This is a genomic window from Vreelandella sp. L-25, assembly GCF_056857535.1.
Genome location: NZ_JBSXNH010000036.1, coordinates 46,021 through 72,172 on the forward strand (window position 1 = coordinate 46,021; position 26,152 = coordinate 72,172).

Here is a 26,152-nt window from a genome sequence, read left to right on the forward strand (position 1 = left end):
TGGACGCCCATAATTAGCTAGCCGTGCTGCTATCGCGGCGGGGGTCGGGCTCGAACATCGCATCGCCCACCTCGTCGATGTAACGCTGCGCTTTAGACACCATCAGTGCATCACAAGCCTCACGCCCCGGCAACATATCGGAACGCTCAAACCGGTGCTCTTGTGCGCCACCTTGGCTATCGGGTTTGCGTATCCAGCCGCTCACGCGGTACTGGCCGCTTTGGTTATCGGGCTGGGAGATAATTAAATACTCTTTATACTCCACCGGTTCAGCCGCTTTGGTGCCAGTACTCGTGTTACCACCGCCCTGCGAACCAAATAAGCCTGAAAGCAACTTCTTAAACATAACGGCTCCTGTTACGCAGTGGCCAGCCCTGAGGCTGGCCACTGTTGAACGTTAGCTCTGCTGACGACCTTTGCCCGCGGCAATACGAAGACGCAGCGCATTCAGCTTGATAAAGCCTTCGGCATCTTTCTGATTGTAAGCACCCGCATCGTCTTCAAACGTTGCGATAGACTCATCAAACAGCGACTGCTCAGATTTACGACCGACTACCGTAGCGTTACCTTTGTAGAGCTTCATGCGGACAACACCCGAGACATTTTTCTGCGTCTCGTCAATAGCAGCTTGCAGCATGCGGCGCTCAGGGCTCCACCAATAGCCGTTGTAGATCACTTCGGCATACTTGGGCATCAGCTGATCTTTCAGGTGAGCCTCTTCACGGTCTAACGTCAGTGACTCGATCGCGCGGTGAGCGCGCAGCATGATCGTGCCTCCTGGCGTTTCATAGCAGCCACGCGACTTCATGCCCACATAGCGGTTCTCAACGATATCCAGGCGGCCAATGCCGTTATCGCCACCCAGCTTGTTGAGCTTCTCCAGCACTTCATGTGCCTTCAGCGCTTCGCCGTCAATCGCAACGATGTCGCCTTTCTCGTACGTCAGCTCAACGTAAGTCGGCTGCTCTGGTGCGGCTTCAGGAGAAACGCTCCAACGCCACATGTCTTCTTCGGCTTCGGCCCAAGGATCTTCCAGAATGCCGCCTTCGTAGGAGATGTGCAGCAGGTTGGCATCCATGGAGTAGGGAGATTTCTTCTTCTTGTTAGAGAAATCCACCGGAATATTGTGCTCTTCACAGTAAGCCATCAGCTTTTCGCGGGAAGTAAGATCCCACTCGCGCCATGGCGCGATGACTTTAACGCCCGGCTTAAGCGCGTAGCCGCCCAGCTCAAAACGCACCTGGTCGTTACCTTTACCGGTCGCGCCGTGAGAAATGGCGTCTGCGCCGGTCTCGTTGGCAATTTCGATTAAGCGCTTGGCGATCAGCGGGCGAGCAATAGAGGTGCCCAGCAGGTACTCACCTTCATAAATAGTGTTCGCACGGAACATCGGGAAGACGTAGTCGCGTACGAACTCTTCGCGCAGGTCTTCGATGTAAATCTCTTTTACGCCTAAGGCTTGCGCTTTAGCACGAGCAGGCTCGACTTCTTCACCTTGACCGATGTCGGCAGTAAAGGTCACTACCTCGCAGTTGTAGGTCTCTTGCAACCACTTAACGATTACGGATGTGTCCAGGCCGCCTGAATATGCCAGCACAACCTTTTTGACATCGGACATTCTTTGCTCCTTGTAAAAAGCAGTTCACCAGAAAGGGTAGCGCCCTTAAGCCAGCGCTACCTGTTTATTCAAACCGTCAGTATAGCGTTCTCAATGCTCAGCGAATACCGTCAACGACGCCTTAGGGGTAAAGCTGCTAGAATCACCCAACCATAGCGGCAAACACTCGCCGCTGATTCTGACCGACTACTCGCTTTACTAAGGAGAGCTGCATGAGCGAGGCAATTGCCCGCGAATTGATGGCCCAGCGTTTTCGCAGTTATTTACCGGTTGTCATTGATTTGGAGACGGGTGGGTTTAATGCCCAAACGGACGCCGTATTGGAAATTGCAGCTGTCACCCTCACCATGGACCCGGACGGTAATTTACTGCCTGACGCGACCTATGCGTATCACATCCACCCCTTTGAGGGCGCCAACGTCGAGCAGTCGGCGTTAGACTTCACAGGGATTAATCTGGATGACCCGCTGCGTCGCCAAGTGGCGCTTAGCGAATCCGAGGCGCTGGGCGAAATCTTTCGCCCCATTCGCAAGTCGTTAAAAGCTCACGGCTGCTCGCGAGCGATCCTCGTCGGCCACAATGCCGCTTTCGACCACGGCTTTCTGAATGCCGCAGCCAACCGCTGCAACATCAAACGCAATCCGTTTCACCCCTTCTCAAGCTTTGATACGGCGACGCTCGCAGGGTTTGTGTATGGTCAAACTGTGCTGGCCAGAGCGTGCCGTGCGGCAGGCATTGAGTTTGATAACAAAGCAGCCCACTCCGCGCGTTACGATACCGAGCGCACGGCTGAGCTGTTTTGCGCAATGGTTAACCGCTATAAAGATTTGGGCGGCTGGCGACTAGCCCAGCGTGAACAAGCGCTGGACGGTAGCGATGAGTAATCCGCGCAGGCAGCTAAAAACCCCCGCAGCGGCGGGTTTGAAACAGCATGTAATGCAGCAGAAATAGCTTTACGCTAAACTTTGCGTCATTTATGAGCGCTTGGTTCACAGGGCGACTTTCAGTGCGCCTGTGAAGCATCGGCAAGCAAGGGAGCGAACGCTTGCCGTCAATAACGATGAAACCACCCGTTTTCAGGAGATGAGACGTTTCCATGGCCCAGCATAATGCCTTTTACGCCCAGTCCGGTGGCGTTACCGCCGTCATAAATGCCAGCGCCTGCGGCGTTATCGAAGCTTGCCGGCAAGCCCCCGACCAAATCGGCAAGGTGTATGCCGGCCATAACGGCATTATTGGTGCGCTGACGGAAGACCTGATCGATGTCACCCAAGAGAGTGATGATGCCATTGCGGCACTTCGTCATACGCCTGGCGGTGCGTTCGGTTCGTGCCGCTACAAGTTGAAGGATATTGATACCCACCGCGCCCAGTACGAGCGCCTGATCGAAGTCTTCAAAGCGCACGATATCCGCTATTTTTTCTACAACGGTGGCGGTGACAGCGCCGACACCTGCCTAAAGGTCTCACAGCTTTCAGAAAAGCTTGGTTACCCGCTGACCGCGATTCATGTTCCTAAAACCGTCGACAATGACCTGCCCATTACCGACAACAGCCCCGGTTTTGGCAGCGTCGCAAAGTACATTGCCACGTCTACCCGTGAAGCATCGCTGGATATCGCCTCCATGTGCGCCACGTCCACCAAAGTGTTCGTGCTGGAAGTGATGGGCCGCCATGCGGGCTGGATTGCCGCCGCAGGCGGACTGGCAGGCGAAGGTGAAGGCGAGCCGCCACACCTGATTATCTTTCCGGAAGTGTCCTTTAACCGTAAAGCGGTCATGGCACGAGTGGATGAGAGCGTTAAGAAGTACGGCTACTGCGTGATCGTCGTATCCGAAGGCGCGCGCTACGAAGACGGCACCTTCCTGGCAGATGCGGGTAACACCGATGCTTTCGGTCACCGCCAGCTAGGCGGCGTTGCGCCCACTCTGGCCGGTATGATCAAGCAAGATTTAGGCTACAAATACCACTGGGCCGTGGCCGACTACCTACAGCGTGCGGCTCGCCACTTAGCATCAAAAACCGACGTTGAGCAAGCATACGCAGTGGGCCGTGAAGCGGTGACGCTGGCACTGGCAGGCAAGAACTCCATGATGCCGGCGATCCGCCGTATTTCACAAACCCCCTACCAGTGGGATGTGATTTCTGCGCCGCTGTCGCAAATTGCCAACCAAGAGAAATTCATGCCTCGCGATTTCATCAGCGAGAACGGCTTTGGCATTACTCAAGCATGCCGAGACTACCTCTCGCCGCTGATCCAAGGCGAAGACTTCCCGCCGTTCGAGAATGGCCTGCCTAAAGTCGCCAAGCTCAAGCTGGCGAAAGTGGAGCAGAAGCTGCCTAAATTCACACTGTAACTTCTCGGCTGGCTGAAACGCTGGCCTAGAAGAAGGGGCGATGACCAGTCATCGCCCCTTCTTAATTGATTGTCCCGTCCTGAATAGAGTGGACTACTGGACGCTTTCCTAACGCAGCAGCCAGGAAAGCACCAATAGCAAAAGCAAAATGCCCGCTACGCCTTGCCAAAAGCGCCGGGACTCCGTCCGCGGCTCTTCTCGCTGAGGCATCCGTCCTAACGGGATACGTAGCGCGTGAAGAAACTCCGACATGCGCCTAAAGCGCAGCGGCCGCTGTGGGTCCAGCGCTCGGCGCAGCGCTTCATCCAACGCGGGGGTAATCTCCGGGTTGGTGGTACGGGCGCTACGGTAGCTGAGCTCTTCTAAATCGGTATGACAGCGCAGCTTATTCGGCGTCAAGGTATAGGGCAGCTCTCCGGTTAACAGCCAATAAACCGTGGATGCCAGCGAGTACTGATCGCTGCGTCGCCCCACACTGTCGCCCAGGGCGTACTCTGGCGCCGTGTGCTCATTAAAGCCGATTTGGCGAAGCAGTTCGCCTGAGTGACGATGGCCATCCACTTCACGCATGTGGCAGGCGCTAAAATCCGCCAGCACTACCTTTCCATGCTGATCAATCAGCACGTTATCTGGCATAACCTGCTGATGGATAATATCGCGGTGATGCAGCGCTTGAACTGCCTTGCCTAACTGATTGGCAATATCGAGACGTTGGACGAGGCTCGCTTGCGGGTGGCGTTCCGCCCATTGGCGCAGGGTCTCACCTTCTACGTTCTGCATGAGGTAGTAGAGGTAGCGACGTGGGCGCGAGGGTTCCATGACTTTTACCACAAAGGGCGAATTCACCCGCTCTACCACCCACTGCTGCAGCAAAAAATGCTCTAAATAGGCGTTACGCAGCGAAAGTTCCGGGCTGGGCGCTTTCATCACCATCACGCGATCGCTATGCACATCACGGACTCGGTAAACGCGAGATTGGGCGTTTCGTGACAGCACGGCCTGAACCTCTAACCCATCAAGGCGCTCGCCAGGAGCTAATTCAGGGGGGATTGGCAGATCACCGTAGAGCATGCCAGGATGGTCGGTTTCTTCTTCGGGTAGCTCATCAATGCGCAATAGTTGGAAGCAGAACTGATCACCGCCGTAACCGCGCTCCTGAGCGCGCTGTTTTGCCTCACTGGCCAAACGCTCGCAGGCGGCATCCAAATCGCTGGCGTCTTGGCGAATAAGCCGCACGTAGTCCGACGGCATCAGCGTGCCGCGCACCGCCTGGGTAGTGAATACGAACAGGTCGCCCTGTTTAAGCGCTAGATGGGTGTAGTCGATGTCGACGCTGCCATCCATCCCCAAAGCGCGGGAGGGATAACGATAGCCGCCTACGTCGGTCACATGGTCACGAGTGAGCTGCTCAAACTCGGCACCACGTAAGCGAAATACCAGCGTATCGCCCATATGGAACAGATGCCCTTCGCGGCCCAAAAACACCATCGCGGAGAGTGAGGAAACAAAGCCACCCTCTTTAACATGCTGGCTCTGGCTGTAGCACCAACTATTAAGAGCACGCAGCACACGGGTAGCCGAGGTTTTGGTATCCCAGTGTTCAGGCGTCGAGTAGTAATCCGCAAGAAACCCGCGCACGCTCAAATCTCCCGCCTGCTTGGCCATGGTATTGCGGGAAATCGAGTCACTAATCACCGCACAGCCGCCCTTCACTTTTAACAGCGGTGCTTCCGGCAGGCGCACCGACATTGAGCTGCGGTGCTGCCGCCGCTCCGGGGCAACAAACGCTTGACCATAACTAATTAGCAACTGGGCGTGCGCCAACTCATCCTCCTAGGCTTACGACTCACCATCGCAACTACCATTTCACCAACATCACAACCACACAGGGCTATCATACACGCTGGCACAGTGAAACGATGCCCACCAAACGTCGCGAACGGTACAAAAACCCTACTCATGGCGCGTGACTGCCTGGAAGTGCATCAAGCCGACTAATATGAGACATCCCCTTAAATCGCAATGAACTTCAACATCCACGCCGCTAAACACCTATGTCGCATTGGTAATCTATCGACCATGTTCGTATAATTCTTCACCATTAATGCAATGCATCAACTGCTTAGCTACTGCGCTCTGCAATAGGTAAGAAAAGCCAAGCCAAGGAACCAACGATGAACTTTGATAACATCCCCGCTGGAAAGGATCTGCCCAACGATATCTACGTGGCGATCGAAATTCCTGCTAACCACGCGCCGATTAAGTATGAAATCGACAAAGATATGGGTGCCCTCCTCGTTGACCGTTTCATGGCCACGCCCATGTTCTACCCGGCCAACTACGGCTTTATCCCGCACACGCTGGCCGACGACGGTGACCCGCTAGACGCGCTGGTAGTGACCCCTCATCCGGTAGCGCCTGGCAGCATCATTCGCGCGCGTCCGGTGGGCATTCTGAACATGACCGACGAAGCCGGCGAAGACGCCAAGCTGGTATGCGTGCCGCACCCGAAACTCTCAACGCTGTATGATGACGTGCAGGAAGTGACTGACCTCCCCGAACTGCTGCGCCAGCAAATTGCTCACTTCTTCGAGAACTACAAAGACCTCGAAAAAGGCAAGTGGGTCAAAGTTGAGTCTTGGGAAGGCGTTGAAGCCGCTCGCAAGGCCATTGAAAAGTCGGCCGCAGCTTACAAAAAAGCGTAATTAGCGTCACGACACTGATTGCAAAGGCCGCCTTTAGAGAAGCGGCCTTTTGCGTTTACATTAACGGAGCATGAAGCACCGCGTCACGTCACCGCAGTAAATGCGCTAATCTCAACAGGTGCGCTATCCTGCCTCTTTGCACCCAACCTGTTACCAACGCGTAAGGATACTCCGTGTTACTCATGCAACGTTTTAGCCTATTTTTTTTGTTGTGCTGGCTACCTTTATTGGCCCACGGGCAGTGGTTCTCTTCTAGCAATCAGAGCGACTTCCTGCCGGTAATGGAAGCCTTCCAGCCCAGCGCTTGGCACGATGGTGATACGCTCAGCATCGGGGTCGATATTGCCGATGAGTACTATTTGTACCGCCACCAGCTTGACGTCACGAGCCAGCAGGCATCGGTCGACTTAGAAGACCCCATCATTCCACAGGGCTCATTCACCACCGATCAATTTATGGGGGATGTGTACGTTTTTCGCGATCAGCTCGTTTTTGATGTTCCGCTGAGCGCCCCTTATAGCGGGCCAATCAGTATCGAGCTGACCTTTCAGGGATGCGCCGATGCGGGGTTATGCTACCCACCTGAGCGTATCACCCTTGAAGCCGCAGAAACGTCACCGCCCAGCACGTTTGCCAACTGGCAGTATGAGAGCGAACAAAGCTCTCCAAATCAAACAAGCACGGGTGAACCTACCCCAAGCAGCGCAGCGACTCAATCGGGCGAGAACGCTGGCTTCTCCGCCCCGCAAAGTGAAGATAGCAAATTCAGCGCGCTGATTAGTGATACCAGCCTACCGCTCGCCTTAGGGCTCTTTTTCCTCGTGGGTATTGGGCTCACCTTTACGCCCTGTGTGCTGCCTATGATTCCCATTCTGTCGTCCATCGTGGTTGGCCAGAACCCCACCAAGCCCCGCGCTTTTGTCCTGTCAGCCAGCTATGTACTCGGCATGGCCATTACCTATGCCTTGGTGGGCGTGCTAATGGGGCTATTTGGTGCGGGGCTCAACCTCCAGGCACATTTACAGTCCGCCCCCGTTTTAATTACTTTTGCCATTCTGTTTACCCTGTTCGCTTTGGCAATGTTTGGCGCCTTTGACCTTCGCATGTCACCGCGAATCGCCAGCAAAGTAGACTCTTGGCAAGCCCGCGCCCAGCGCAGCGGCCCACTGGGCTTGGCGGTGGCGGGTGCGCTGTCAGTGCTAGTGGTGTCTCCCTGCGTAACGGCTCCGCTAGCGGGCGCCTTGGTATTTATCTCTTCCACTGGGGACGCCATTATGGGTGGCGCAGTGCTGTTTGCGCTTGGACTTGGCATGGGGCTCCCTTTATTGCTTGTGGGCACCTTCGGCGCAACGCTGCTACCCCGCTCTGGCGGCTGGATGAATGGCGTTAAAATTGCTTTCGGGCTGTTGTTATTAGGTATAGCGATTTGGATGATTGAGCGTTTAATTGCGCCATCAATCTCTCTTCTGCTGTGGGCGGCCCTAGCAATCGGCAGTGCCCTTACCCTTGGCGCACTGAATACATCGCCCTCTCACGGCTGGGCAAAAGCCCGGCAAACGGCGGGGTTAATGCTGTTGGCCTGGGGGGTAGCACTCGTGTTGGGCGCCGCCCAAGGAGGCAGCAATCCATTACGACCGCTATCGGTGACCACTTCTAGTACAGGGGAAGCCGCTACCACTCCAATCTTTGAAGAAGTCGACAGTCTCAGCGCACTACAGTCTGAGCTGGAGCAAGCCTCTCAAGCGGGGCAGCCCGTGTTTGCCCACTTCACGGCAGAGTGGTGTATCTCCTGCAAACTGATGGAGCGAGAGGTCTATCCTGATCCTCAAGTCGCCGCTGCATTGAACGATTTTCAACTAATCGCGGTCGATGTGACAGAGACCAATGCACAAAGTCGCGAACTGCTCAATCATTTCAACCTTTTTGGCCCGCCCAGCCTGCTACTCTTTAGCCAGGGCAAGGAAGTGCGCGAAGCTCGCATTCAGGGCGAAGTGACTGCTCAAGACCTCGTTCAGCATCTCGACTCGTTCAAGCGCTGGCAGCAGGGATAAAAGATGAACTCATGGTCGGTTGCGACAGTGCAACCGGCTTTGAACACATTTTTAAGCTGCCGTGTCGCGATCGTCGTCAAACAGTTGTTTAAGTCGCAAATATCACACACATTACCGCGGCTACTGGACAGTGGGTGACTTTTTCGGCAAACTCCACAGCCATATTTGCTAAAAAACCCATCTTTTAGCACTGAGTCTGGGTTAACGTTCGCCATCGTGCTGCGTTCTCTTCATTTTTAAATTTGGTTTACTGCACTTAAAAGCGCCGCGCCTAGCAGGCATATCTCTCCTGTGACGACGTGTTACTTTGATCAACTTTTGGGGCTATACGAATGGATATTCGCAAAGTTAAAAAACTGATTGAGCTGCTGGAAGAGTCCAACATCAGTGAAATCGAAATTCAGGAAGGTGAAGAATCGGTTCGTATCAGCCGTCACCCCAACGGCACTGCGTGGCAGCCGCAACCGATGCCTCAGTACGCGCAGCCCGCGCCTGCTGCTCCTCAAGCGCCGGTGGCCACTACCCCCGCCGATGCCGAACCTCAAGGCGCTAACTATCGCGGTGAAGCAGTTAACTCGCCGATGGTAGGCACCTTCTATCGCAGCCCGGCACCAGGTGCGAAAGCATTCGTTGAAGTAGGCGACACAGTGAAGCAAGGCGACACTGTGTGTATCGTTGAAGCGATGAAAATGATGAACCAGATTGAAGCCGACCGCGACGGCGTGGTTGAGGCCATCCTAGTGGAAGATGGCGAGCCGGTGGAATTTGATCAACCGATGATCGTCCTCGCTTAATCTTTCATATCAACACGGGTGGATTCTCCCATGCTGGACAAGGTACTTATCGCGAACCGCGGCGAGATAGCCCTTCGTATCTTACGCGCATGTAAAGAGCTAGGGATTAAAACTGTTGCGGTTCACTCCAAAGCAGACCGCGAACTGATGCACGTTCGTCTTGCCGATGAAGCCGTCTGTATTGGCCCTGCCTCTTCGGCGCAATCGTACTTAAACATCCCTGCGCTGATCAGCGCGGCTGAAGTGACTGACTCAAGCGCCATTCATCCCGGCTATGGCTTCCTATCTGAGAACGCCAACTTTGCCGAGCAAGTGGAGCGTTCGGGCTTCACTTTTATTGGCCCACGCGCTGAAACCATTCGCCTGATGGGCGATAAAGTCAGCGCGATTGAAGCCATGAAGGTCGCTGGCGTACCGACAGTACCCGGTTCCGACGGCCCGCTAGGTGATGATGACGCCACCAACCTGGCCACTGCACGTCGCATTGGCTACCCAGTCATCATTAAGGCGGCTGCCGGTGGTGGTGGACGCGGCATGCGTGTTGTGCATACCGAAGGCCACCTACTCTCCGCCATTACCGTTACCCGCACCGAAGCCCATGCCGCTTTTGGCGATGGCACGGTTTATATGGAGAAGTTTCTCGAGAAGCCTCGCCATGTAGAAGTTCAGGTGCTGGCTGATGGCCAGGGCAATGCTATTCACCTGTATGACCGCGACTGCTCGCTACAGCGCCGCCACCAGAAAGTACTCGAAGAAGCACCGGCCCCCGGCATTGATCCGGAAGCCCGCGCGAAAGTGCTCGAAGCCTGCCGCCAGGCGTGCATCGAGATTAACTACCGCGGTGCGGGTACGTTCGAGTTCCTATACGAAGACGGTGAGTTCTTCTTCATCGAAATGAACACCCGCGTACAGGTAGAGCACCCGGTGACAGAAATGGTCACGGGCGTGGATATCGTTAAAGAGCAGCTGCGTATTGCTTCAGGCATGCCGCTCTCAATTCGCCAGGAAGACGTAAAGCTGAACGGTCACTCCTTTGAGTGCCGTATCAATGCCGAAGATTCGCGTACCTTTATGCCCTCTCCTGGCAAAGTCACACTGTTCCACGCACCCGGTGGCTTAGGCGTTCGAATGGACTCCCACCTTTACACCGGCTATACCGTTCCGCCGCACTACGACTCCCTGATTGGTAAATTGATTACCTGGGGCGCTGACCGCGAGATTGCCTTAACGCGCATGCGCAACGCGCTCGATGAGCTGCTGGTCGAAGGCATCAAGACCAATATCGACCTTCAGAAAGATCTGGTGCGGGATAGCTACTTCCGCCAGGGTGGTGTCAATATTCACTACCTGGAAAAGAAACTAAGCAGCTAAGCCATAGGTTGCTACTACGCCTGCCGCTTGGCGGGTGTTTCTGCGGGGTGGCCATCGCCACCCCGCTGCTGTTTTGTCCTAGTTATATCGCAATTTCGCTTGTTCCTTTATCCTCTAAACGCCGTGGAGACCCCCGATGCCCTGGCTGCAATTAAAAGCACACGTCGCCCCCGAACAAGCCGACCTTCTCGAAGAGCTGCTGCTCGAGGAGGGCGCGACGGCCATTGGCCTACAGGACGCCCACGACGATCCCGTCTTTGAGCCCGAGCGCGGCACGACCCCACTATGGCAAGACACCATTTTAACGGGTCTCTACGATGACCTTGATGGCATCGATGAGATGCTCAGCCGCATCGAAGCCACCTGGGCCGAACAAGTGCCCGGTGAGCCGTGCCCGACCATTGAATACGAGCTGCTGGCGGACCGTGACTGGGAGCGGGAGTGGATGGATGATTTCACCCCTCTGCGCATGGGTGAACGGCTATGGATTGTTCCTAGTTGGCATGAGCCGCCCGAAGCAGGCGCAGTGAACTTGATTCTTGACCCAGGCTTGGCGTTTGGAACTGGCACGCACCCCACAACGGCGCTCTGCCTTGAGTGGCTCGACGGATTAGCTGTGCGCAATGAACTGCAGGGCAAAGCCATACTGGATGTAGGCTGTGGGTCAGGCATCCTCGCCATTGCGGCGCTGAAGTTAGGCGCGACCCATGCAGACGGCACGGATATTGACCCACAAGCGCTACAAGCCAGCCGCGAAAACGCGGAGCGTAATGCTATTGGCGCGGCGCAGCTTGCGCTCTACTACCCTGAGCAACTCAAAGGCGGCTCCTACCCCATCGTCACGGCCAATATTCTGGCAGGACCACTGGTCGAGCTTTCTAGCATGATTGCTGGCCACGTAGCGCCCGGTGGTCACATTGCACTATCCGGCATACTGGCCAATCAAGCCTCAGACGTGCTGGAGGCCTACGAAGCCCAAGGGCTTTATATGGATGAACCCACCGTGCGCGAAGGCTGGGTGCGTTTGACGGGTCACCGCCCCGCATAAAATCGGAATTGGCCTTCAATCCCTTGCCGAGTAGGCGTATCATACGCCCCCTTGAAACGTCCTACTCGTCGATTTCATGCCTACCAAAGTGCACCGCAATGACCTTGATGATTACTTCGCCACCTGCGATTGGGCCTTACCAACTGCCTAACCCGGTAATGCTGGCCCCCATGGCGGGCGTCACCGACCGCCCGTTTCGTCAGCTCTGCCGTCGGCTAGGGGCGGGCTGGGTAGTGGGTGAAATGGTGACCGCTGACCCTTCGCTATGGCATACCCGTAAATCTCAGCTACGCATGGATCATCAAGGCGAGCCCGCCCCCCGGGTAGTGCAAATTGCCGGTGGCGATGCCGAGATGCTGGCCCAGGCCGCCCGGCTTAATGCTGAGCTTGGCGCGCAAATCATCGACATCAACATGGGCTGCCCAGCGAAAAAGGTCTGCAACAAGGCGGCGGGCTCTGCCCTAATGCGCGATGAAGCGCTAGTTGCTGAGATTTTAGATGCCGTAGTGAGCGCAGTGGATATTCCCGTCACGCTCAAGATACGCACCGGCTGGTGCGCTGCGTCGAACAATGCACTGCGCATTGCCAAACTGGCAGAGTCTGCAGGCATTCAGGCTCTGGCTGTCCATGGCCGTCACCGAGAACAGCGCTATACTGGTGAGGCTGAATACGACACGATTGCTGAGGTTAAGTCACACCTTGCTATCCCGGTGATTGCCAACGGCGATATCACGTCGCCCGAAAAGGCTGCCTATGTGTTGCGCTATACCGGCGCAGATGCCGTAATGATAGGCCGAGGCGCTCAGGGAAATCCGTGGATTTTTCAACAGATCACCCACTACTTAACTCATGGTGAACGGTTAGCACCACCCAGTTTGACAGAGCGCTGCCAGATACTACTTGAGCATCTGCAGGCACTGCATGCGTTCTATGGCGACACCATGGGCGTACGCATCGCACGCAAACATGTCGGCTGGTATCTCAATGACGACCAGCGCTTTTCAGACGCTGAACAGCGAGCGCTCAAGCAGCAGTTTAATGCCCTTGCCTCGACTGAAGCGCAGTTTGACTGGATTAATAACGCCATGACCCACGACGCCGCTCAGCGTCTGCTAGCCAAAGGAAGCCATGCGGCATGACTGAACGCAACCTGCTCTCCAGCGAACGCTCCTCCCATCTCTCTGGCACGCTAGCAGACCCTTCCGACAGTGCCCAGCCACAGCCGCTAAGAGAAGCGGTTGAGATGGCAATGCGCCGCTACTTCGAACATCTCGATGGCAGCCAAACTACCGATTTGTATGCCATGGTGATGGCAGAGGTGGAAGCTCCTCTGTTGGCATGTGTAATGGAACACACCGATGGCAACCAAACGCGCGCGGCGGATGTGCTTGGTTTAAACCGTGGCACGCTGCGCAAAAAGCTTAAGCTGTATGGATTAATTGAAAGTGACGCCCCTTAAAGGGGCGTTGTTGTTTTAAACTCCGACCTGCACACGATGAGCACCCTTATGGCCGATAGTACCGCTACCCCCGTTCGCCGCGCCCTGCTGAGCGTATCCGATAAAACTGGCATCGTAGAGTTTGCCCGCGGCCTCGCCGAACATGGCGTCGAGCTGCTATCCACTGGCGGCACCTTCCGCTTACTGCAAGAGAACAGTATTGCGGTTAAGGAAGTATCTGAGCACACCGGTTTTCCAGAGATTATGGATGGACGCGTTAAAACGCTGCATCCAAAAATTCACGGCGGCATTTTGGCACGCCGCGGCCAGGACGACGCTGTCATGGCGGAGAATGACATCTCACCAATCGACATGGTGGTGGTGAATCTTTACCCCTTTGCCGACACGGTCGCCAAGCCAGACTGCACGCTGGAAGACGCCATCGAGAATATCGATATCGGTGGCCCCACCATGGTACGTGCCTGCGCCAAAAACCACGCGTATACTACGATTGTGGTTAACGCCAGCGACTACGACCGGGTACTGGGCGAACTTAATAACCACTCTGGCCAAGTGAGCGCCGCCACCCGTTTTGATCTAGCCGTTAAAGCGTTTGAGCATACCGCTGGTTACGACGGCGCCATCGCCGACTATCTTGGTCGTCAGGTAGCCAGCGAAGACGCCACCTTTGCCCGCACCTTCAACCTGCAGCTGCATAAAAAGCAGGACATGCGTTACGGTGAAAACCCGCATCAGAAAGCGGCTTTCTATGTGGACCCCGCCGCCAGCGAGCCAAGCGTTGCTACGGCCAAAACGCTTCAAGGCAAACCGCTCTCTTTCAATAACGTGGCTGACACTGACGCGGCGTTTGAGTGCGTAAAAGCCTTTGAGAATACCGCCTGTGTCATCGTCAAGCACGCCAACCCTTGCGGCGTTGCCGTGGGCGCAACGGCTCTGGAAGCTTACGAGAAAGCTTTCGCGACCGACCCGACCAGCGCCTTTGGCGGCATTATCGCCTTCAATGTACCGCTGGATGCCAAGACTGCACGCGCGATTATTGACCGCCAGTTTGTCGAAGTCATTATCGCTCCAGGGGTCAGCGACGACGCAGTCGCCATTGTGGCCGAGAAGCAGAACGTGCGCCTACTGGACGTAAGCGCTCATTGGCCCGGTACGGCGCAGCCTGCGTTTGACTTCAAACGCGTGAATGGCGGCCTGCTGGTACAAGATCGTGATCAAGGCATGGTCACTGAAGATGAGCTTACCGTGGTAAGCGAACGCGCTCCGTCTGAAGAAGAACTGCGCGACCTTGCCTTTGCATGGCGAGTAGCAAAGTTCGTGAAATCCAATGCGATTGTTTACGCCAAAGCAGGCCAAACGATTGGCGTAGGCGCAGGCCAAATGAGCCGGGTTTACTCGGCTAAAATTGCCGGCATTAAAGCGGCAGATGAAGGGCTTTCCGTTCCTGGTTCAGTGATGGCTTCTGACGCCTTCTTCCCCTTCCGAGACGGCATCGATGCCGCCGCAGCAGCGGGCATTACGGCGGTTATCCAGCCTGGCGGCTCCATGCGCGACCAGGAAGTGATTGATGCCGCTAACGAAGCGGGCATGGCCATGGTATTTACCGGCATGCGCCACTTCCGCCACTAATCAGCGGATAAACCTCCTGCATTAAAAAAAGCCCTCACTTGCTTCAAGTGAGGGCTTTTTCGGTCTAGGACGTGTTACTTGCCAAGATCAATGCACAGGTATTTCGTTTCCAGATACTCTTCCAAGCCTTGATGGCCACCTTCACGGCCAAGACCCGACGCTTTCACCCCGCCAAAGGGTGCCGCCGCATTGGAAATAAGCCCGGTGTTAATGCCCACCATGCCATACTCCAACGCCTCCGCTACGCGCCACACGCGAGCCAAATCGCGAGAGTAGAAGTAAGAAGCCAAGCCGTACTGGGTGTCATTGGCCATCTCAATGGCGGTCTCTTCGTCATCAAAGGGGAAAACGGCTGCCAGCGGGCCAAACGTCTCTTCGTGGGCCACTTTCATTGCATCGGTAGCAAAGCTGATCAGCGTTGGTGTGAAATAGTTGCCACCCAAGGGGTGCGGGTGTCCACCCAGAAGCAGCTCCGCACCGTTATCAATGGCATCTTGAACGTGCTCACTGACTTTCTTAACAGCATTCTCGTCAATAAGCGGGCCAATATTAATATTTGGCTCTGTTCCATTCCCCACCTTTAGCTCGCTGTTCATTGCAACGGCAAGCTTTTCACAAAACGCGTTAATGACGCTGGACTGCACCAGAAAGCGGTTAGTACATACACAGGTTTGCCCGGCGTTACGGAATTTAGCCGCCATGGCACCTTCAACAGCCGCGTCTAAATCCGCATCTTCAAAAACGATAAACGGCGCATTGCCCCCCAGTTCCAAAGAAATTTTCTGGATATGCTCAGCGGCCTGAGCCATCAGAGTGCGCCCCACCTCCGTCGAGCCCGTGAAGGTGATCTTACGGACTTTGGGAGATTCTGTAAGCGCTTTCGCGATGTCAGACGCACTGCCTGGCACCACATTGAAAACCCCACGGGGAATGCCAGCACGTTCGGCGAGTAACGCCAGCGCAGTGGCGGAAAAAGGCGTTTGACTGGCGGGCTTCACCACGATGGTACAGCCAGCAGCCAGTGCCGCCCCTGCTTTACGAGTAATCATCGCAGCGGGAAAGTTCCACGGCGTAATCGCGCCAACAACGCCTACCGGCTGTTTCGTCACCACAATACGCTGATTAGCATTGGCGGCAGGAATGGTTTCACCATAAACACGGCGAGCTTCTTCAGCAAACCAGCGTAAGAAGCTCGCGGCGTAGGCAATTTCACCTTCTGCTTCTCTTACTGGCTTGCCCTGCTCATAGGTCATCAGCAGAGCAAGGTCATGCTTGTGTTCAAGCATTAGGTCATGCCACTTGAGCAATAAGTCTGCCCGTTCCTGAGCGGTTAACGCCCGCCATGACGGCAGCGCCGCATCGGCAGCATCAATGGCACGTTCGGTTTCCGCCTTACCTAGGCGTGGCATCTCACCAACCGACTCACCAGTGGCTGGGTTCAAAACGTTGATTTGCTCACCGCTGTCGGCGGCTACCCAACTGCCGTCAATATAGGCAAACGGGCAATACAGCTGTGTTTCTTTCAGCGCTTCCATGACAGACTCCTGACCAAATGACGGCCTTGCAGGCTCATTTACTTGTTCATGCTAAGACGAAACGAGGCATTTAACCAAGCCTTTGACATGAAACCTGCTGAGTTTCACTCAGGTCAGTTGATCAGCGTTAAAAATTCTTGGCGCGTTGCCTGGCTACTGCGAAAACCTCCCAACATAACCGATGAGGTCATACTGGAATTTTGCTTTTCCACACCGCGCATCATCATGCAGAGGTGGCGGGCCTCAATCACAACAGCCACCCCTCTTGCCTGAGTAACCTGCTGAACCGCCTCGGCGATTTCACGCGTTAAATTCTCTTGGATTTGCATTCGACGTGCATACATATCGACGATACGAGCAAATTTGGAAAGGCCCAGCACCCTGCCACTCGGCAGATAGGCGATATGGCATTTGCCGATAAAAGGCAGTAAATGGTGCTCACACATGGAGTAGAGCTCGATATCTTTGACCAGCACCATCTCATCGGTCTGTGACTCAAAAACGGCCCCATTCACTATTTCTTCTAATGATTGATGATAACCAGCATTTAAAAACTGCATGGCTTTAGCTGCGCGCTTTGGTGTATCTCGCAGCCCTTCACGGTCAGGGTTTTCACCGAGCGCGGAAATAATTTGACGGTAGTGTTGGGCGAGATCGTCGGTCATTGTAGGCCTCATCAAAACTGTGCTTATTCGCTATCACTTAATCGCCTTGCAGCAATGTTATCGCGCCAGCGAGCTTCCATTATCGGCAAACTACTGAGTAGCTTACGGTCTCTTCCGTTTAGCTGCCTTACCTTGCGAGTGCTAGCTGAACCCTTTATCCTGTACAAAAAATACATATCAATCAATTTATGTACAATACTAACAGTAGATTAATCTATTTTAACGCACCTATGCAGGCTGTGGCAGAGTGACACGCACCCCCCTTCGGCACTAATTGAGCTGTGCTATGATAAGAGCACAATTTTCCTGCTAATAGTGCAGGGGCCACTGTTGAGAGTATGCCATGTCATTTAAATCATCGCCCTTTTGGCTAACTGCCCTGCTGGGTCCTTTCTTTGTATCACCTTTGCACGCAGAAGAGTCGGCGCTGGAACTTCCCAGCGGCGCGAAAGTAGGCGTTGAAGTCGTTGAAGCTTTGAAGTTTGATAGCAGCGAAAAACGTTACAGCGATATTCTGCTGCATCCAAAACAAGCAAGCGGCACCACCCATTCACTGCCTGAATACTGCTTGTTAGTAGCCAATGCGCAATTAAACGGTGATCGCGTCCGTATTACTACCCAAGATGCAACCTGCATTGAAGCCCACGATTCAGAAAGCGCCATCTACTCAGGCACTTTTTCAGCCAGCGCCTATGCAGAAGATGGCCAGTATGGTCTTGCCTGCGACGACGGCTCCTGTTCATTAACTCCTGGACAACCCTTCGTCTTGGCATTAGATCAAAGCGTCCGTATTGATGCTCAAGACAATCCCTCGGCTGACATTAATGCCATCCGTCGCCAAGCTAATGGGGAAGGTGTCGGCAACCCTATTCCTGGTGAGCGTCCAGACCCTGACCAAAGCGTAGAAAACCCAGCCCCGATAGAGCAGCCTGAGTAGTCAACCTGCAAGACCCAGGCGGCCCTTCGCGAGCATCTCACTAAGGGTCGCCTTTAAAGGTACAAGATAAAACTAATCCAGCCGATGCATTAGGCCAACCATAATGGCTTATCCAGGTGCAGTAGTTGCTGCTCAAGCTGGCGAATATGCTGATCCCAATAGCCACTTTCTGCCAGCCAGGGAAATGCCCGAGGAAAGGCAGGATCATCCCACCGAGTTACCAGCCACGCCGCGTGACGTATTAAGCGGTAAGCACGCAATGGCTCAATAAGCGACATTTGCTGATGGGGAAACGGACTTGTCTCTTCATAGCCTTCTATCATCTCACTGAGTTGCGCCCGCCATAGCTGCGGATTTTCCATGGGCAGCAGCATCCATATATCTTGGATGGCGGGCGCCATCAGGCAATCATCAAAATCGACAAGCGTAAATGTCTCATCGCGACCAAGTATATTGCCTAAATGGCAGTCTCCATGGGTACGTATCATGCTTGCAGAAGGGATATGTACTGTCTCAAGTTGGCGGCGAATCTTATCGACTGCGTTTTGATAGGCGCGGGTTTGATGATTATTAAGCCAAGGGCTTGTCACTACGCGCTGCTCGGCCTCGGTCACCCCTTCACTGAGCAATAGCGTTCCGCGATGCTGAAACGGCTTTTTAGCAGCCACTTCATGAAGTTGACCCAGCACCTCACCTAAGGCAAATAGATGGGCAGGGTTATCTAACTCGGGCGCTTGGCCTATGCACTGTGGGAATAAGGCAAAGCGAAACTGCTGATACTCATGCAACGATACATCTTGGCCATTGCGCCACGGCGCCACCACCGAAACGCCCGCCTGCGTTAACTCGGTTAAAAAATCATGCTCTTCCTGAATAGCCTCATTTGACCAGCGGTTTGGCCGATAGAATTTCACGATCCAGCGGCCACCGTCGTCATCACGAAACATCAGCACACGATTCTCATAGCTATTGAGAGCAAACGGTTCGCCAGCAGGCCAAATACCTATCGACTCAACGGCTGACATAACCAGATCAGGCGAAAGCGCGCTAAACGGATGCGACATAGATGACTCCTTGGATGGGCTGCCTAGTTTATCAACTCTTCTGCAGCGGTGTACGGGCAGCGGCCCAAATATCAACGCGCTTGGCACCCTGTTCCAGCAGTACGGTCGCTAACGCATGGCCAGTGGCACCGGTTGTTACTACATCATCGATAATAGTCACATGCGCGGGCATCTCAGTGTCCACCATAAATGCACCTGCTAAGTTTTGCTGTCGCTCCCGGCGGTTTAAAAAGCGCTGAGAAGGCAAACGCTTAATACAATGCGCCTGCATCACCGGTAGATCCAACCGGTCGCCTAGCCGTTCAGCCAGCCACTGTGCCTGATTGAATCCGCGCTCTTTGGCACGCCCAGGATACATAGGTACAGGGAGCAATGCGCTGGCCATCTGGCTGGGGCACCGGGATAACATCAACTCAACTAGCAGCATTCCCGCACGCGGGGAGCCATGAAACTTAAAGTCGTGCACCAAGGAAGTTATCGTATCTTGGTAGCAAAGCGGCACTGTCGTGGTGGTAAAGCTAGGCGGCTCCGTCAGACAGTGACTACACCGTTTACCAGCCACCCCTGCCAGCGGCTCGGCACACTGCTCGCAGCTATGAAGATTCCAGGGGAGCAATGCAAAGCATTCATCGCACCACCCTGCACTTGATGAGCGCCCAGCAAGGCAAAATGCACAGTAGCCGGGCAGCCCCTGCTTGAGCAACTGGTTAATGGTCGCGATCCATTTCTTCACCGCTTCACGTCCCCCTTTACCCTCATGTTAAAAAATAGCGCTGCAAGATTTGACATTAGCGCAAATGTTGATAATATGCGCCTCGTCTTCTGCGGATGTGGTGGAATTGGTAGACACGCTAGATTTAGGTTCTAGTGCCGCAAGGTGTGGGAGTTCGAGTCTCCCCATCCGCACCAATTTAAAGCGTATCATTTCAAATAATTCGGTAGCTTCATGCTAACCGAATTTTTTTGTTTCCAAACTCCCTCAAACTGCTCTAACTAGCTGACGAGCGCCTATTTTTACGCTACGTTAGCGACGACGCGCTGTGCTGCCATTAAAAGTCGATACAGAGCGCATGAATAGCCGAAGAGATCGCAAACGCGTTTTGAAATGGACCAAAGATATCGAAATGCATAAAGCACAATAATGCAGTGCGCATAATTAAAATTTTTGGGACAGACCTATGAAACCCGTCATTGCGTTTATTTGCCTTGGCACACTTACCGTCCTCTCGTTTCAAAGTCATGCTGCTGAGGAAGATAGCGATTTACCTGACTGGGCAGAGGAGCGCGTTGAGCCATTTCGAGCCAACGTTGGCAACTGGGTCGACAATACCTCTCGCAACATTGATGCATTTTTTGGGGGCGGCGAGTCCGCAACCGTCAATAATGAATCCTATCTGCGCCTTGGCCAGGAAATTGATTGGATGGAAGGTGATGGCACTAGCGGCGATATTAGTGTCCGCTACCGGATCGACTTGCCTACGACAGAAGAGCGTCTACGCCTAGTCATTGAAAGCGACCCCGAAGAATCACAAGGCACGTTGACAGATCAAGGCTCCGGCCGCCTCTATAACGACCAGCGTGACCGCAGCACCTCCACCTTTGGCCTGGACTGGCTAGAGAGCCGTGATAAGCGCGAAAACTGGAGCAACCGAATTGGCGCGGGTATTCGCCTTCGCATGCCTCTGGACCCTTACGTACGCTTTACCAGTGAGCGGCTTTGGGATATTGGCGACGGCCCCTGGCAGTTAGAGTCTTTCAACCGAGTATCCTGGTTTAATAATGATGGTTACTCAGCGCGTACTACTTGGGACATGGGCCGACCGCTATCGGAAAATCGCCATCTACGCTTCATTACCACGGTTCAATGGCGCGAAGAAGAAGACACCTTAGAATATAGCGAAGTGGCTGAGCTGAATCAGCGACCAAATGACCGCAGCGCCATGCGCTACTCTGCCATTGCGATTGGTGAAAGCGCTTCTAACCCGCGCATGACCAATTACTACCTACAGACGCGCTACCGTCGCGATCTTCATAAAGGGATTCTGTTTGGCGATGTGATTCCTGAACTGCATTTCCAGCGTGAAGATAGCTACGACCCGCGCTGGGCAATGACCGTACGCCTAGAAATGTACTTTCAGCGGGCAATTCAGCGGGACTACTTTGAGTTTTAGCGCTGCTTAACACAACCCCCTAGCCGATGAGCATCAGCGCACTATATGGCCAATGCTCATCGCTTTTTGGTTAAAGCCGCAAACCACCGTCGCATTCAATAATACGTGCAGTGAAGTAGTCGTTATCAAACACAAACGCCACGCTTTGAGCAATATGGTCAGGCTCACCTAAATGCTTTAATGGAACGCTGGCGGCAATTCTTTCCAGCATGTCTGGGCGCATTGAGGCAGTCATCTCAGTCTCGATAAACCCTGGCGCCACTGTACCGGTGCGAATTCCATAGCGCGCCAGCTCTTTCCCCCATGTCACCGTTAGCGCATGTACCCCCGCCTTTGCCGCTGCGTAGTTACTTTGCCCCATATTACCCGCACGGGAAATACTAGAAATATTGACGATAACGCCTTCGTGCCCAGCCTCGACCATGTGCGTCGCCGCTTCACGCCCACATAGGAATACACCTGTTAGGTTAACGTCCAGCACACGCTGCCATGAAGCGAGCGACATGCGCTTTTCTACAACGCCACCTTTCGCTTTAATCAACATCCCATCGTCAGTAATGCCTGCATTATTCACACAGCCACTGACAGGCCCCAAGCGCTGGGCGATATCAGCGAAGACATGCTGAACCGATTGCTCGTCTGCCACATTAGCAACAAATGCATGGGCAGATACGCCCTCAGAACCAAGCGCAGAGACCGCGCCATCTAAAGCCTCTGCACTCATATCAACGAGGGCAATCTGAGCACCCCGCTTGCCTAACCGCTTGGCAATGGCAAACCCTAATCCACGGGCACCACCGGTAATCGCCACCACTTTTTTATCTAATTGCATCTCTTTCTCCTTAAGCAAGCGTGCTGACAGCTAGCGAGTACCAACAACACGCACTCTCTCACCCACATTTGTGCACCGCAGCATATAAGAGCCAGTTTAAAATATCGAGCAGCCTTTGGCTTGCCAAACCACACTTGCTGCTTGTTTTTTATATTTCTGTCACCATATTCAACGATTACGCCTGTTTTGGAGTCGTCCATGCCTATTCTTCTCTTTATTTCGCTGTTCACTCTACTGGACTTTGTGCTGCTTTTTACCATCGGCGGCCAAATAGGCCTGCTAACCACGCTTTTATTAGTGCTAGGCACAGGCTTTATCGGGCTTTACCTCATTCGCAAGGAAGGCGTTTCTACTTTTGCCCGCGCACGCCAGCGCATGCAGATGGGTGAAATACCTTCCCAAGAGCTGCTTACTGGAGCTGCGCTAATCTTTGGTGGGGCGCTTTTGCTCGCCCCGGGGTTTCTATCGGATGCACTGGGCATTGCCTGCCTCATACCCAATGCGCGCCAGTTGCTGATGAAAGCGCTGACCTGGGCGGGGCTCAAAACCGCAACAGCCAAGCAACACACTTACCAGAGCGGCTCTTCAGGCTGGGAGCAGAACACTCAGCGCGACTATTCCAACACGCAAAACGGCCCAATTGAGGGAGAGTTTATTAGCGGCGACGATACACCCCGCCGGCGCTAAGTGCTTATCGCCTTTGCAAACCGCTATTGTGTAATTTTTTTCTTATCCACCCCTTGAAAGGTGTTGGCTAGCCCCCATTTTTGAGTCAGCACACAGGTTCGGTGAAAGCTACGCTTTCGCCATAAACATGAAGGCAACGTGCCTTCACTTTCCGAGGGCTTAGCCCACGGAAATCACTTTAAGCTAACTGCCCTTTTTGGGCTTTGACGAACCTCAGGAGAACGTGAGCATGAATATCCGTCCTTTGCACGATCGCGTTGTGATCCGTCGCGTGGAAGAAGAGCAGAAAACCGCTGGCGGCATCGTGCTACCGGGTAATGCACAGGAAAAACCCACGCGTGGCGAAATCCTGGCTGTTGGCAATGGCCGCATTCTCGACAACGGCGACGTGCGCCCGCTGGATGTAAAAGTTGGCGATACGGTGATTTTCAAAGACGGCTACGGCGTTGAAAAGCAAAAAATCAACGGCGAAGAAGTTCTGATCATGAGCGAAGCCGATATCCTGGCCGTCGTTGAAGGCTAATCCGCATCGGCTACTTACTTTCACTTTTCTATTTCAATATTTAGGAAGTAACGAACATGGCAGCTAAGCAAGTTAAGTTTTCTGATGATGCTCGTAAACGCATGGCGCGCGGCGTCGACATTCTGGCAAACGCCGTAAAAGTTACGCTGGGCCCGAAAGGCCGCAACGTAGTGCTGGACAAGTCGTTTGGCGCACCGACTGTGACCAAAGATGGTGTATCGGTTGCCAAAGAGATCGAACTGAAAGACAAGTTCGAAAACATGGGCGCCCAGATGGTAAAAGAAGTTGCTTCAAAAACTTCTGACGCTGCGGGTGACGGCACCACCACCGCCACCGTTCTGGCTCAAGCGATTGTCGCGGAAGGCCTGAAAGGCGTTACTGCCGGTATGAACCCGATGGATCTTAAGCGCGGCATCGACCAAGCGGTCGCTGCGGCGGTGAAAGAGATCCAGGCAATGTCTGTACCCTGCACCGACACCAAATCCATTGCCCAGGTAGGCACCATCTCTGCCAACGGCGACAAGCGCATTGGCGAGATCATTGCCGAAGCGATGGAGAAAGTAGGTAAAGAAGGCGTCATCACCGTTGACGAAGGTCGCGGCTTCGAAGACGAGCTGGAAGTCGTCGAAGGCATGCAGTTCGACCGTGGCTACCTCTCGCCCTACTTCGTCACCAACCAAGACACCATGACGGTTGAGCTGGAAGACCCATACATCCTGCTCGTCGACAAGAAAATCTCCAACATCCGCGAGCTGCTGCCGGTGCTGGAAGCTGTTGCCAAGCAAGGCAAGCCGCTGGCCATCATCGCCGAAGATATCGAAGGCGAAGCGCTGGCAACGCTGGTCGTGAACAACATGCGTGGCATCGTGAAAGTCGCGGCTGCCAAAGCACCTGGCTTCGGCGACCGTCGCAAAGCCATGCTGCAGGATATCGCTATCCTGACGAACGGCACCGTGATCTCCGAAGAAGTAGGTCTGACCCTTGAGCAGGCAAACCTGGATCACCTGGGTACTGCCAAGCGCATGACCATGTCCAAAGAGAACACCACCATCATCGATGGCGCAGGTGCCGAGGACGACATCGAAGCGCGTGTTAACCAAATCCGCGCGCAAATCGAAGAAACGTCCTCTGACTACGACAAAGAGAAGCTGCAAGAGCGCGTTGCCAAACTGGCAGGCGGCGTTGCCGTTATCCGCGTCGGTGCGGCGACCGAAGTCGAAATGAAAGAGAAGAAAGCACGCGTCGAAGATGCGCTGCACTCGACTCGCGCTGCCGTAGAAGAAGGCGTCGTACCTGGCGGTGGTACTGCCCTGGTTCGCGTGATGGCCAAAGTACAGGGCCTGACCGGTGACAACGAAGATCAGAACCACGGTATCAACATGGCGCTGCGTGCCATGCAGGCACCGCTGCGTCAGATCGTCACCAACGCGGGCGAAGAAGCCGCTGTGGTCATCAATCGCGTCAAAGATGGTGAAGGCAACTTCGGTTACAACGCGCAAACCAGCGAGTACGGCGACCTGTTCGAAATGGGTGTTCTCGACCCGGCAAAAGTAACCCGCACTGCGTTGCAGTCTGCTGGTTCCGTTGCTGGCCTGATGATCACCACCGAGTGCATGATCGCCGACGACCCGGAAGAGAAAGAAGCTGCCCCGGACATGAGTGGCATGGGCGGAATGGGTGGCATGGGCGGAATGATGTGAGCCCCACCACCTCGCTCTGACGTAAAACGTCCTTCAGAACCCCGCTTCGGCGGGGTTCTTTGCGTGTTACCATCCCCTTTCTTCTTGGCAGCTTTCAGGTTCGACGTCCCGTGCTTTCCAATATTCGTATCGTGCTGGTACACACCTTTCATCCCGGCAATATTGGCGCCACCGCCCGCGCCATGAAAACCATGGGCCTGACCCAGCTGGTGCTGGTCAACCCACGTGCTTTTCCTGACGAAGAGGCCACTCGACTGGCGGCGGGCGCTACCGATGTGCTGGACAACGCACGCTGCGTCAGCACCCTGGAAGACGCCCTGCAGGACTGCGTTCAAGTGGTCGGGGCCAGTGCCCGATTACGCAGCATGCCGCTCCCCCACTTCGACGAACCGGACGACATGGCACACCAGGTCATCGTCAATGCCCATCAAGCCCCCGTGGCGCTGGTGTTTGGCCGCGAGCGTTCCGGCCTGACCAATGACGAGATCCGCTGCTGCACCCACCAGGTCAGCATACCGGCCAATCCGGATTACGGCATTTTGAATCTCTCGCAAGCCGTGCAGATTCTTGCCTATGAAGTGCATCGCGCCTGGCGACGGCGCGACGACAGTGATTTCGTCTATCAACGGCCCCTGGAAGCGGCGCCGCCCAGTCGCGAACAGTTTGGCTACTTCCAGGAGCACCTGGGTCGGCTCATGCACGAGAGCGGTTTTTTGACCCAGCCCCACGCACGCACCGAAGAGCAGTTGCAGGCACTGTTCTCACGTGCCCAGCCAAGCCGCAAGGAATTATCGCTACTCCGTGGACTACTGAGCGCCTTCGAGGCACACCTGCCCAAACAGTAAGCAGCGCACGCCAACCGCCAGACAGCGAGTAGGGTGAGGCGTCTCCGCCTCATCCCTCTCACAGAACCGTACATACGGACCACGTATACGGCTCATGCCATTAACTTACCCCGAATTCGGGGACAGTGATGCCGGTTCTGACCCTGGTCAGATCCAATAACC

General features: G+C 54.6%; 24 protein-coding genes and 1 tRNA gene. 17 read left to right on the forward strand and 8 right to left on the reverse strand.

All coding sequences use genetic code 11. The features are described 5' to 3' along the window. Positions 1-13 precede the first annotated feature (13 nt). Both AC13CN_RS03160 and AC13CN_RS03165 read right to left on the reverse strand, forming a co-directional pair. Entirely contained in the window at positions 14-346 is a 333-nt protein-coding gene (locus AC13CN_RS03160) for an HlyU family transcriptional regulator (RefSeq protein WP_044627988.1), read from the reverse strand. Between the two features lie 51 nt (positions 347-397). Next, positions 398-1,618 (reverse strand): argininosuccinate synthase, encoded by a 1,221-nt coding sequence (locus AC13CN_RS03165; protein ID WP_044627989.1) that lies wholly within the window; start codon positions 1,616-1,618, stop codon positions 398-400. Between the two features lie 212 nt (positions 1,619-1,830). Between AC13CN_RS03165 and rnt the strand changes: the two genes are divergently transcribed. Together rnt and AC13CN_RS03175 are read left to right on the forward strand one after the other, a co-directional pair. After that, a complete protein-coding gene (rnt, locus tag AC13CN_RS03170) occupies positions 1,831-2,502 on the forward strand; it encodes a ribonuclease T (RefSeq protein WP_044627990.1) in 672 nt (223 codons plus the stop codon). A 212-nt stretch (positions 2,503-2,714) separates the two neighbouring features. Beyond that, a complete protein-coding gene (locus tag AC13CN_RS03175) occupies positions 2,715-3,974 on the forward strand; it encodes a 6-phosphofructokinase (RefSeq protein WP_044627992.1) in 1,260 nt (419 codons plus the stop codon). Between the two features lie 108 nt (positions 3,975-4,082). Here AC13CN_RS03175 and AC13CN_RS03180 read toward each other — a convergent pair whose 3' ends face one another. Further along, complete coding sequence (locus AC13CN_RS03180) at positions 4,083-5,798, reverse strand: bifunctional protein-serine/threonine kinase/phosphatase (RefSeq protein WP_137092892.1); 1,716 nt, start codon at positions 5,796-5,798, stop codon at positions 4,083-4,085. 350 nt (positions 5,799-6,148) lie between these two features. On the opposite strand from AC13CN_RS03180, the gene ppa reads away from it, so the two are divergent. From ppa to purH, 8 genes are all read left to right on the forward strand, one after another. Beyond that, positions 6,149-6,679, forward strand: a complete 531-nt coding sequence (gene ppa / locus AC13CN_RS03185) for an inorganic diphosphatase (protein ID WP_044627994.1) — start codon at positions 6,149-6,151, stop codon at positions 6,677-6,679. Positions 6,680-6,852: 173 nt separating this feature from the next. After that, complete coding sequence (dsbD, locus tag AC13CN_RS03190; protein WP_044627995.1) at positions 6,853-8,730, forward strand: protein-disulfide reductase DsbD; 1,878 nt, start codon at positions 6,853-6,855, stop codon at positions 8,728-8,730. A 332-nt stretch (positions 8,731-9,062) separates the two neighbouring features. Beyond that, on the forward strand, positions 9,063-9,524 hold the full coding sequence (gene accB, locus AC13CN_RS03195) for an acetyl-CoA carboxylase biotin carboxyl carrier protein (protein ID WP_044627996.1): 462 nt from the start codon (positions 9,063-9,065) through the stop codon (positions 9,522-9,524). 30 nt (positions 9,525-9,554) lie between these two features. Next, entirely contained in the window at positions 9,555-10,895 is a 1,341-nt protein-coding gene (gene accC / locus AC13CN_RS03200; protein WP_044627997.1) for an acetyl-CoA carboxylase biotin carboxylase subunit, read from the forward strand. Positions 10,896-11,031: 136 nt separating this feature from the next. Beyond that, positions 11,032-11,943 carry a 50S ribosomal protein L11 methyltransferase gene (gene prmA / locus AC13CN_RS03205; protein WP_062374399.1) on the forward strand — a complete coding sequence of 304 codons (912 nt, stop codon included), beginning with the start codon at positions 11,032-11,034 and terminating at the stop codon, positions 11,941-11,943. Between the two features lie 98 nt (positions 11,944-12,041). Further along, positions 12,042-13,082, forward strand: a complete 1,041-nt coding sequence (gene dusB, locus AC13CN_RS03210) for a tRNA dihydrouridine synthase DusB (protein WP_074210642.1) — start codon at positions 12,042-12,044, stop codon at positions 13,080-13,082. Then, entirely contained in the window at positions 13,079-13,402 is a 324-nt protein-coding gene (fis, locus tag AC13CN_RS03215) for a DNA-binding transcriptional regulator Fis (protein ID WP_044627999.1), read from the forward strand. The genes dusB and fis overlap by 4 nt, the downstream gene beginning before the upstream one ends. Before the next feature lie 48 nt (positions 13,403-13,450). Beyond that, entirely contained in the window at positions 13,451-15,031 is a 1,581-nt protein-coding gene (purH, locus tag AC13CN_RS03220; RefSeq protein WP_253557009.1) for a bifunctional phosphoribosylaminoimidazolecarboxamide formyltransferase/IMP cyclohydrolase, read from the forward strand. A gap of 74 nt (positions 15,032-15,105) precedes the next feature. Here the strand turns inward: purH and AC13CN_RS03225 are convergent, their stop codons facing one another. Both AC13CN_RS03225 and folE read right to left on the reverse strand, forming a co-directional pair. Then, positions 15,106-16,566: an NAD-dependent succinate-semialdehyde dehydrogenase gene (locus AC13CN_RS03225; RefSeq protein WP_062374395.1), complete on the reverse strand. Its 1,461-nt coding sequence runs from the start codon at positions 16,564-16,566 to the stop codon at positions 15,106-15,108. Between the two features lie 113 nt (positions 16,567-16,679). Beyond that, on the reverse strand, positions 16,680-17,231 hold the full coding sequence (folE, locus tag AC13CN_RS03230; protein ID WP_044628002.1) for a GTP cyclohydrolase I FolE: 552 nt from the start codon (positions 17,229-17,231) through the stop codon (positions 16,680-16,682). A 343-nt stretch (positions 17,232-17,574) separates the two neighbouring features. On the opposite strand from folE, the gene AC13CN_RS03235 reads away from it, so the two are divergent. Next, a complete protein-coding gene (locus tag AC13CN_RS03235) occupies positions 17,575-18,168 on the forward strand; it encodes a hypothetical protein (protein WP_228219779.1) in 594 nt (197 codons plus the stop codon). Positions 18,169-18,257: 89 nt separating this feature from the next. Here the strand turns inward: AC13CN_RS03235 and AC13CN_RS03240 are convergent, their stop codons facing one another. Together AC13CN_RS03240 and AC13CN_RS03245 are read right to left on the reverse strand one after the other, a co-directional pair. Then, complete coding sequence (locus tag AC13CN_RS03240) at positions 18,258-19,232, reverse strand: serine/threonine protein kinase (RefSeq protein WP_044628004.1); 975 nt, start codon at positions 19,230-19,232, stop codon at positions 18,258-18,260. A gap of 31 nt (positions 19,233-19,263) precedes the next feature. After that, positions 19,264-19,965, reverse strand: coding sequence for a double zinc ribbon domain-containing protein (locus tag AC13CN_RS03245; protein ID WP_474354271.1), 702 nt, complete (start codon positions 19,963-19,965; stop codon positions 19,264-19,266). Positions 19,966-20,056: 91 nt separating this feature from the next. Between AC13CN_RS03245 and AC13CN_RS03250 the strand changes: the two genes are divergently transcribed. Beyond that, a tRNA-Leu gene (locus tag AC13CN_RS03250) sits at positions 20,057-20,141 on the forward strand. Positions 20,142-20,410: 269 nt separating this feature from the next. Next, positions 20,411-21,403: a hypothetical protein gene (locus AC13CN_RS03255; RefSeq protein ID WP_483052987.1), complete on the forward strand. Its 993-nt coding sequence runs from the start codon at positions 20,411-20,413 to the stop codon at positions 21,401-21,403. 70 nt (positions 21,404-21,473) lie between these two features. Here AC13CN_RS03255 and AC13CN_RS03260 read toward each other — a convergent pair whose 3' ends face one another. Then, complete coding sequence (locus tag AC13CN_RS03260; protein WP_074210646.1) at positions 21,474-22,235, reverse strand: SDR family oxidoreductase; 762 nt, start codon at positions 22,233-22,235, stop codon at positions 21,474-21,476. Between the two features lie 198 nt (positions 22,236-22,433). On the opposite strand from AC13CN_RS03260, the gene AC13CN_RS03265 reads away from it, so the two are divergent. The 4 genes from AC13CN_RS03265 (at position 22,434) to AC13CN_RS03280 (ending at position 25,990) form a co-directional block, all read left to right on the forward strand. Next, positions 22,434-22,922 carry an FxsA family protein gene (locus tag AC13CN_RS03265; RefSeq protein WP_044628008.1) on the forward strand — a complete coding sequence of 163 codons (489 nt, stop codon included), beginning with the start codon at positions 22,434-22,436 and terminating at the stop codon, positions 22,920-22,922. Between the two features lie 229 nt (positions 22,923-23,151). Continuing rightward, positions 23,152-23,445: a co-chaperone GroES gene (locus AC13CN_RS03270; protein WP_044628009.1), complete on the forward strand. Its 294-nt coding sequence runs from the start codon at positions 23,152-23,154 to the stop codon at positions 23,443-23,445. A gap of 56 nt (positions 23,446-23,501) precedes the next feature. After that, on the forward strand, positions 23,502-25,145 hold the full coding sequence (groL, locus tag AC13CN_RS03275) for a chaperonin GroEL (protein WP_062360682.1): 1,644 nt from the start codon (positions 23,502-23,504) through the stop codon (positions 25,143-25,145). Positions 25,146-25,255: 110 nt separating this feature from the next. Continuing rightward, the gene (locus AC13CN_RS03280; RefSeq protein ID WP_062360679.1) at positions 25,256-25,990 is read left to right on the forward strand and encodes an RNA methyltransferase; all 735 of its coding nucleotides are present in this window, start codon (positions 25,256-25,258) and stop codon (positions 25,988-25,990) included. The last annotated feature ends 162 nt before the right edge of the window (positions 25,991-26,152 follow it).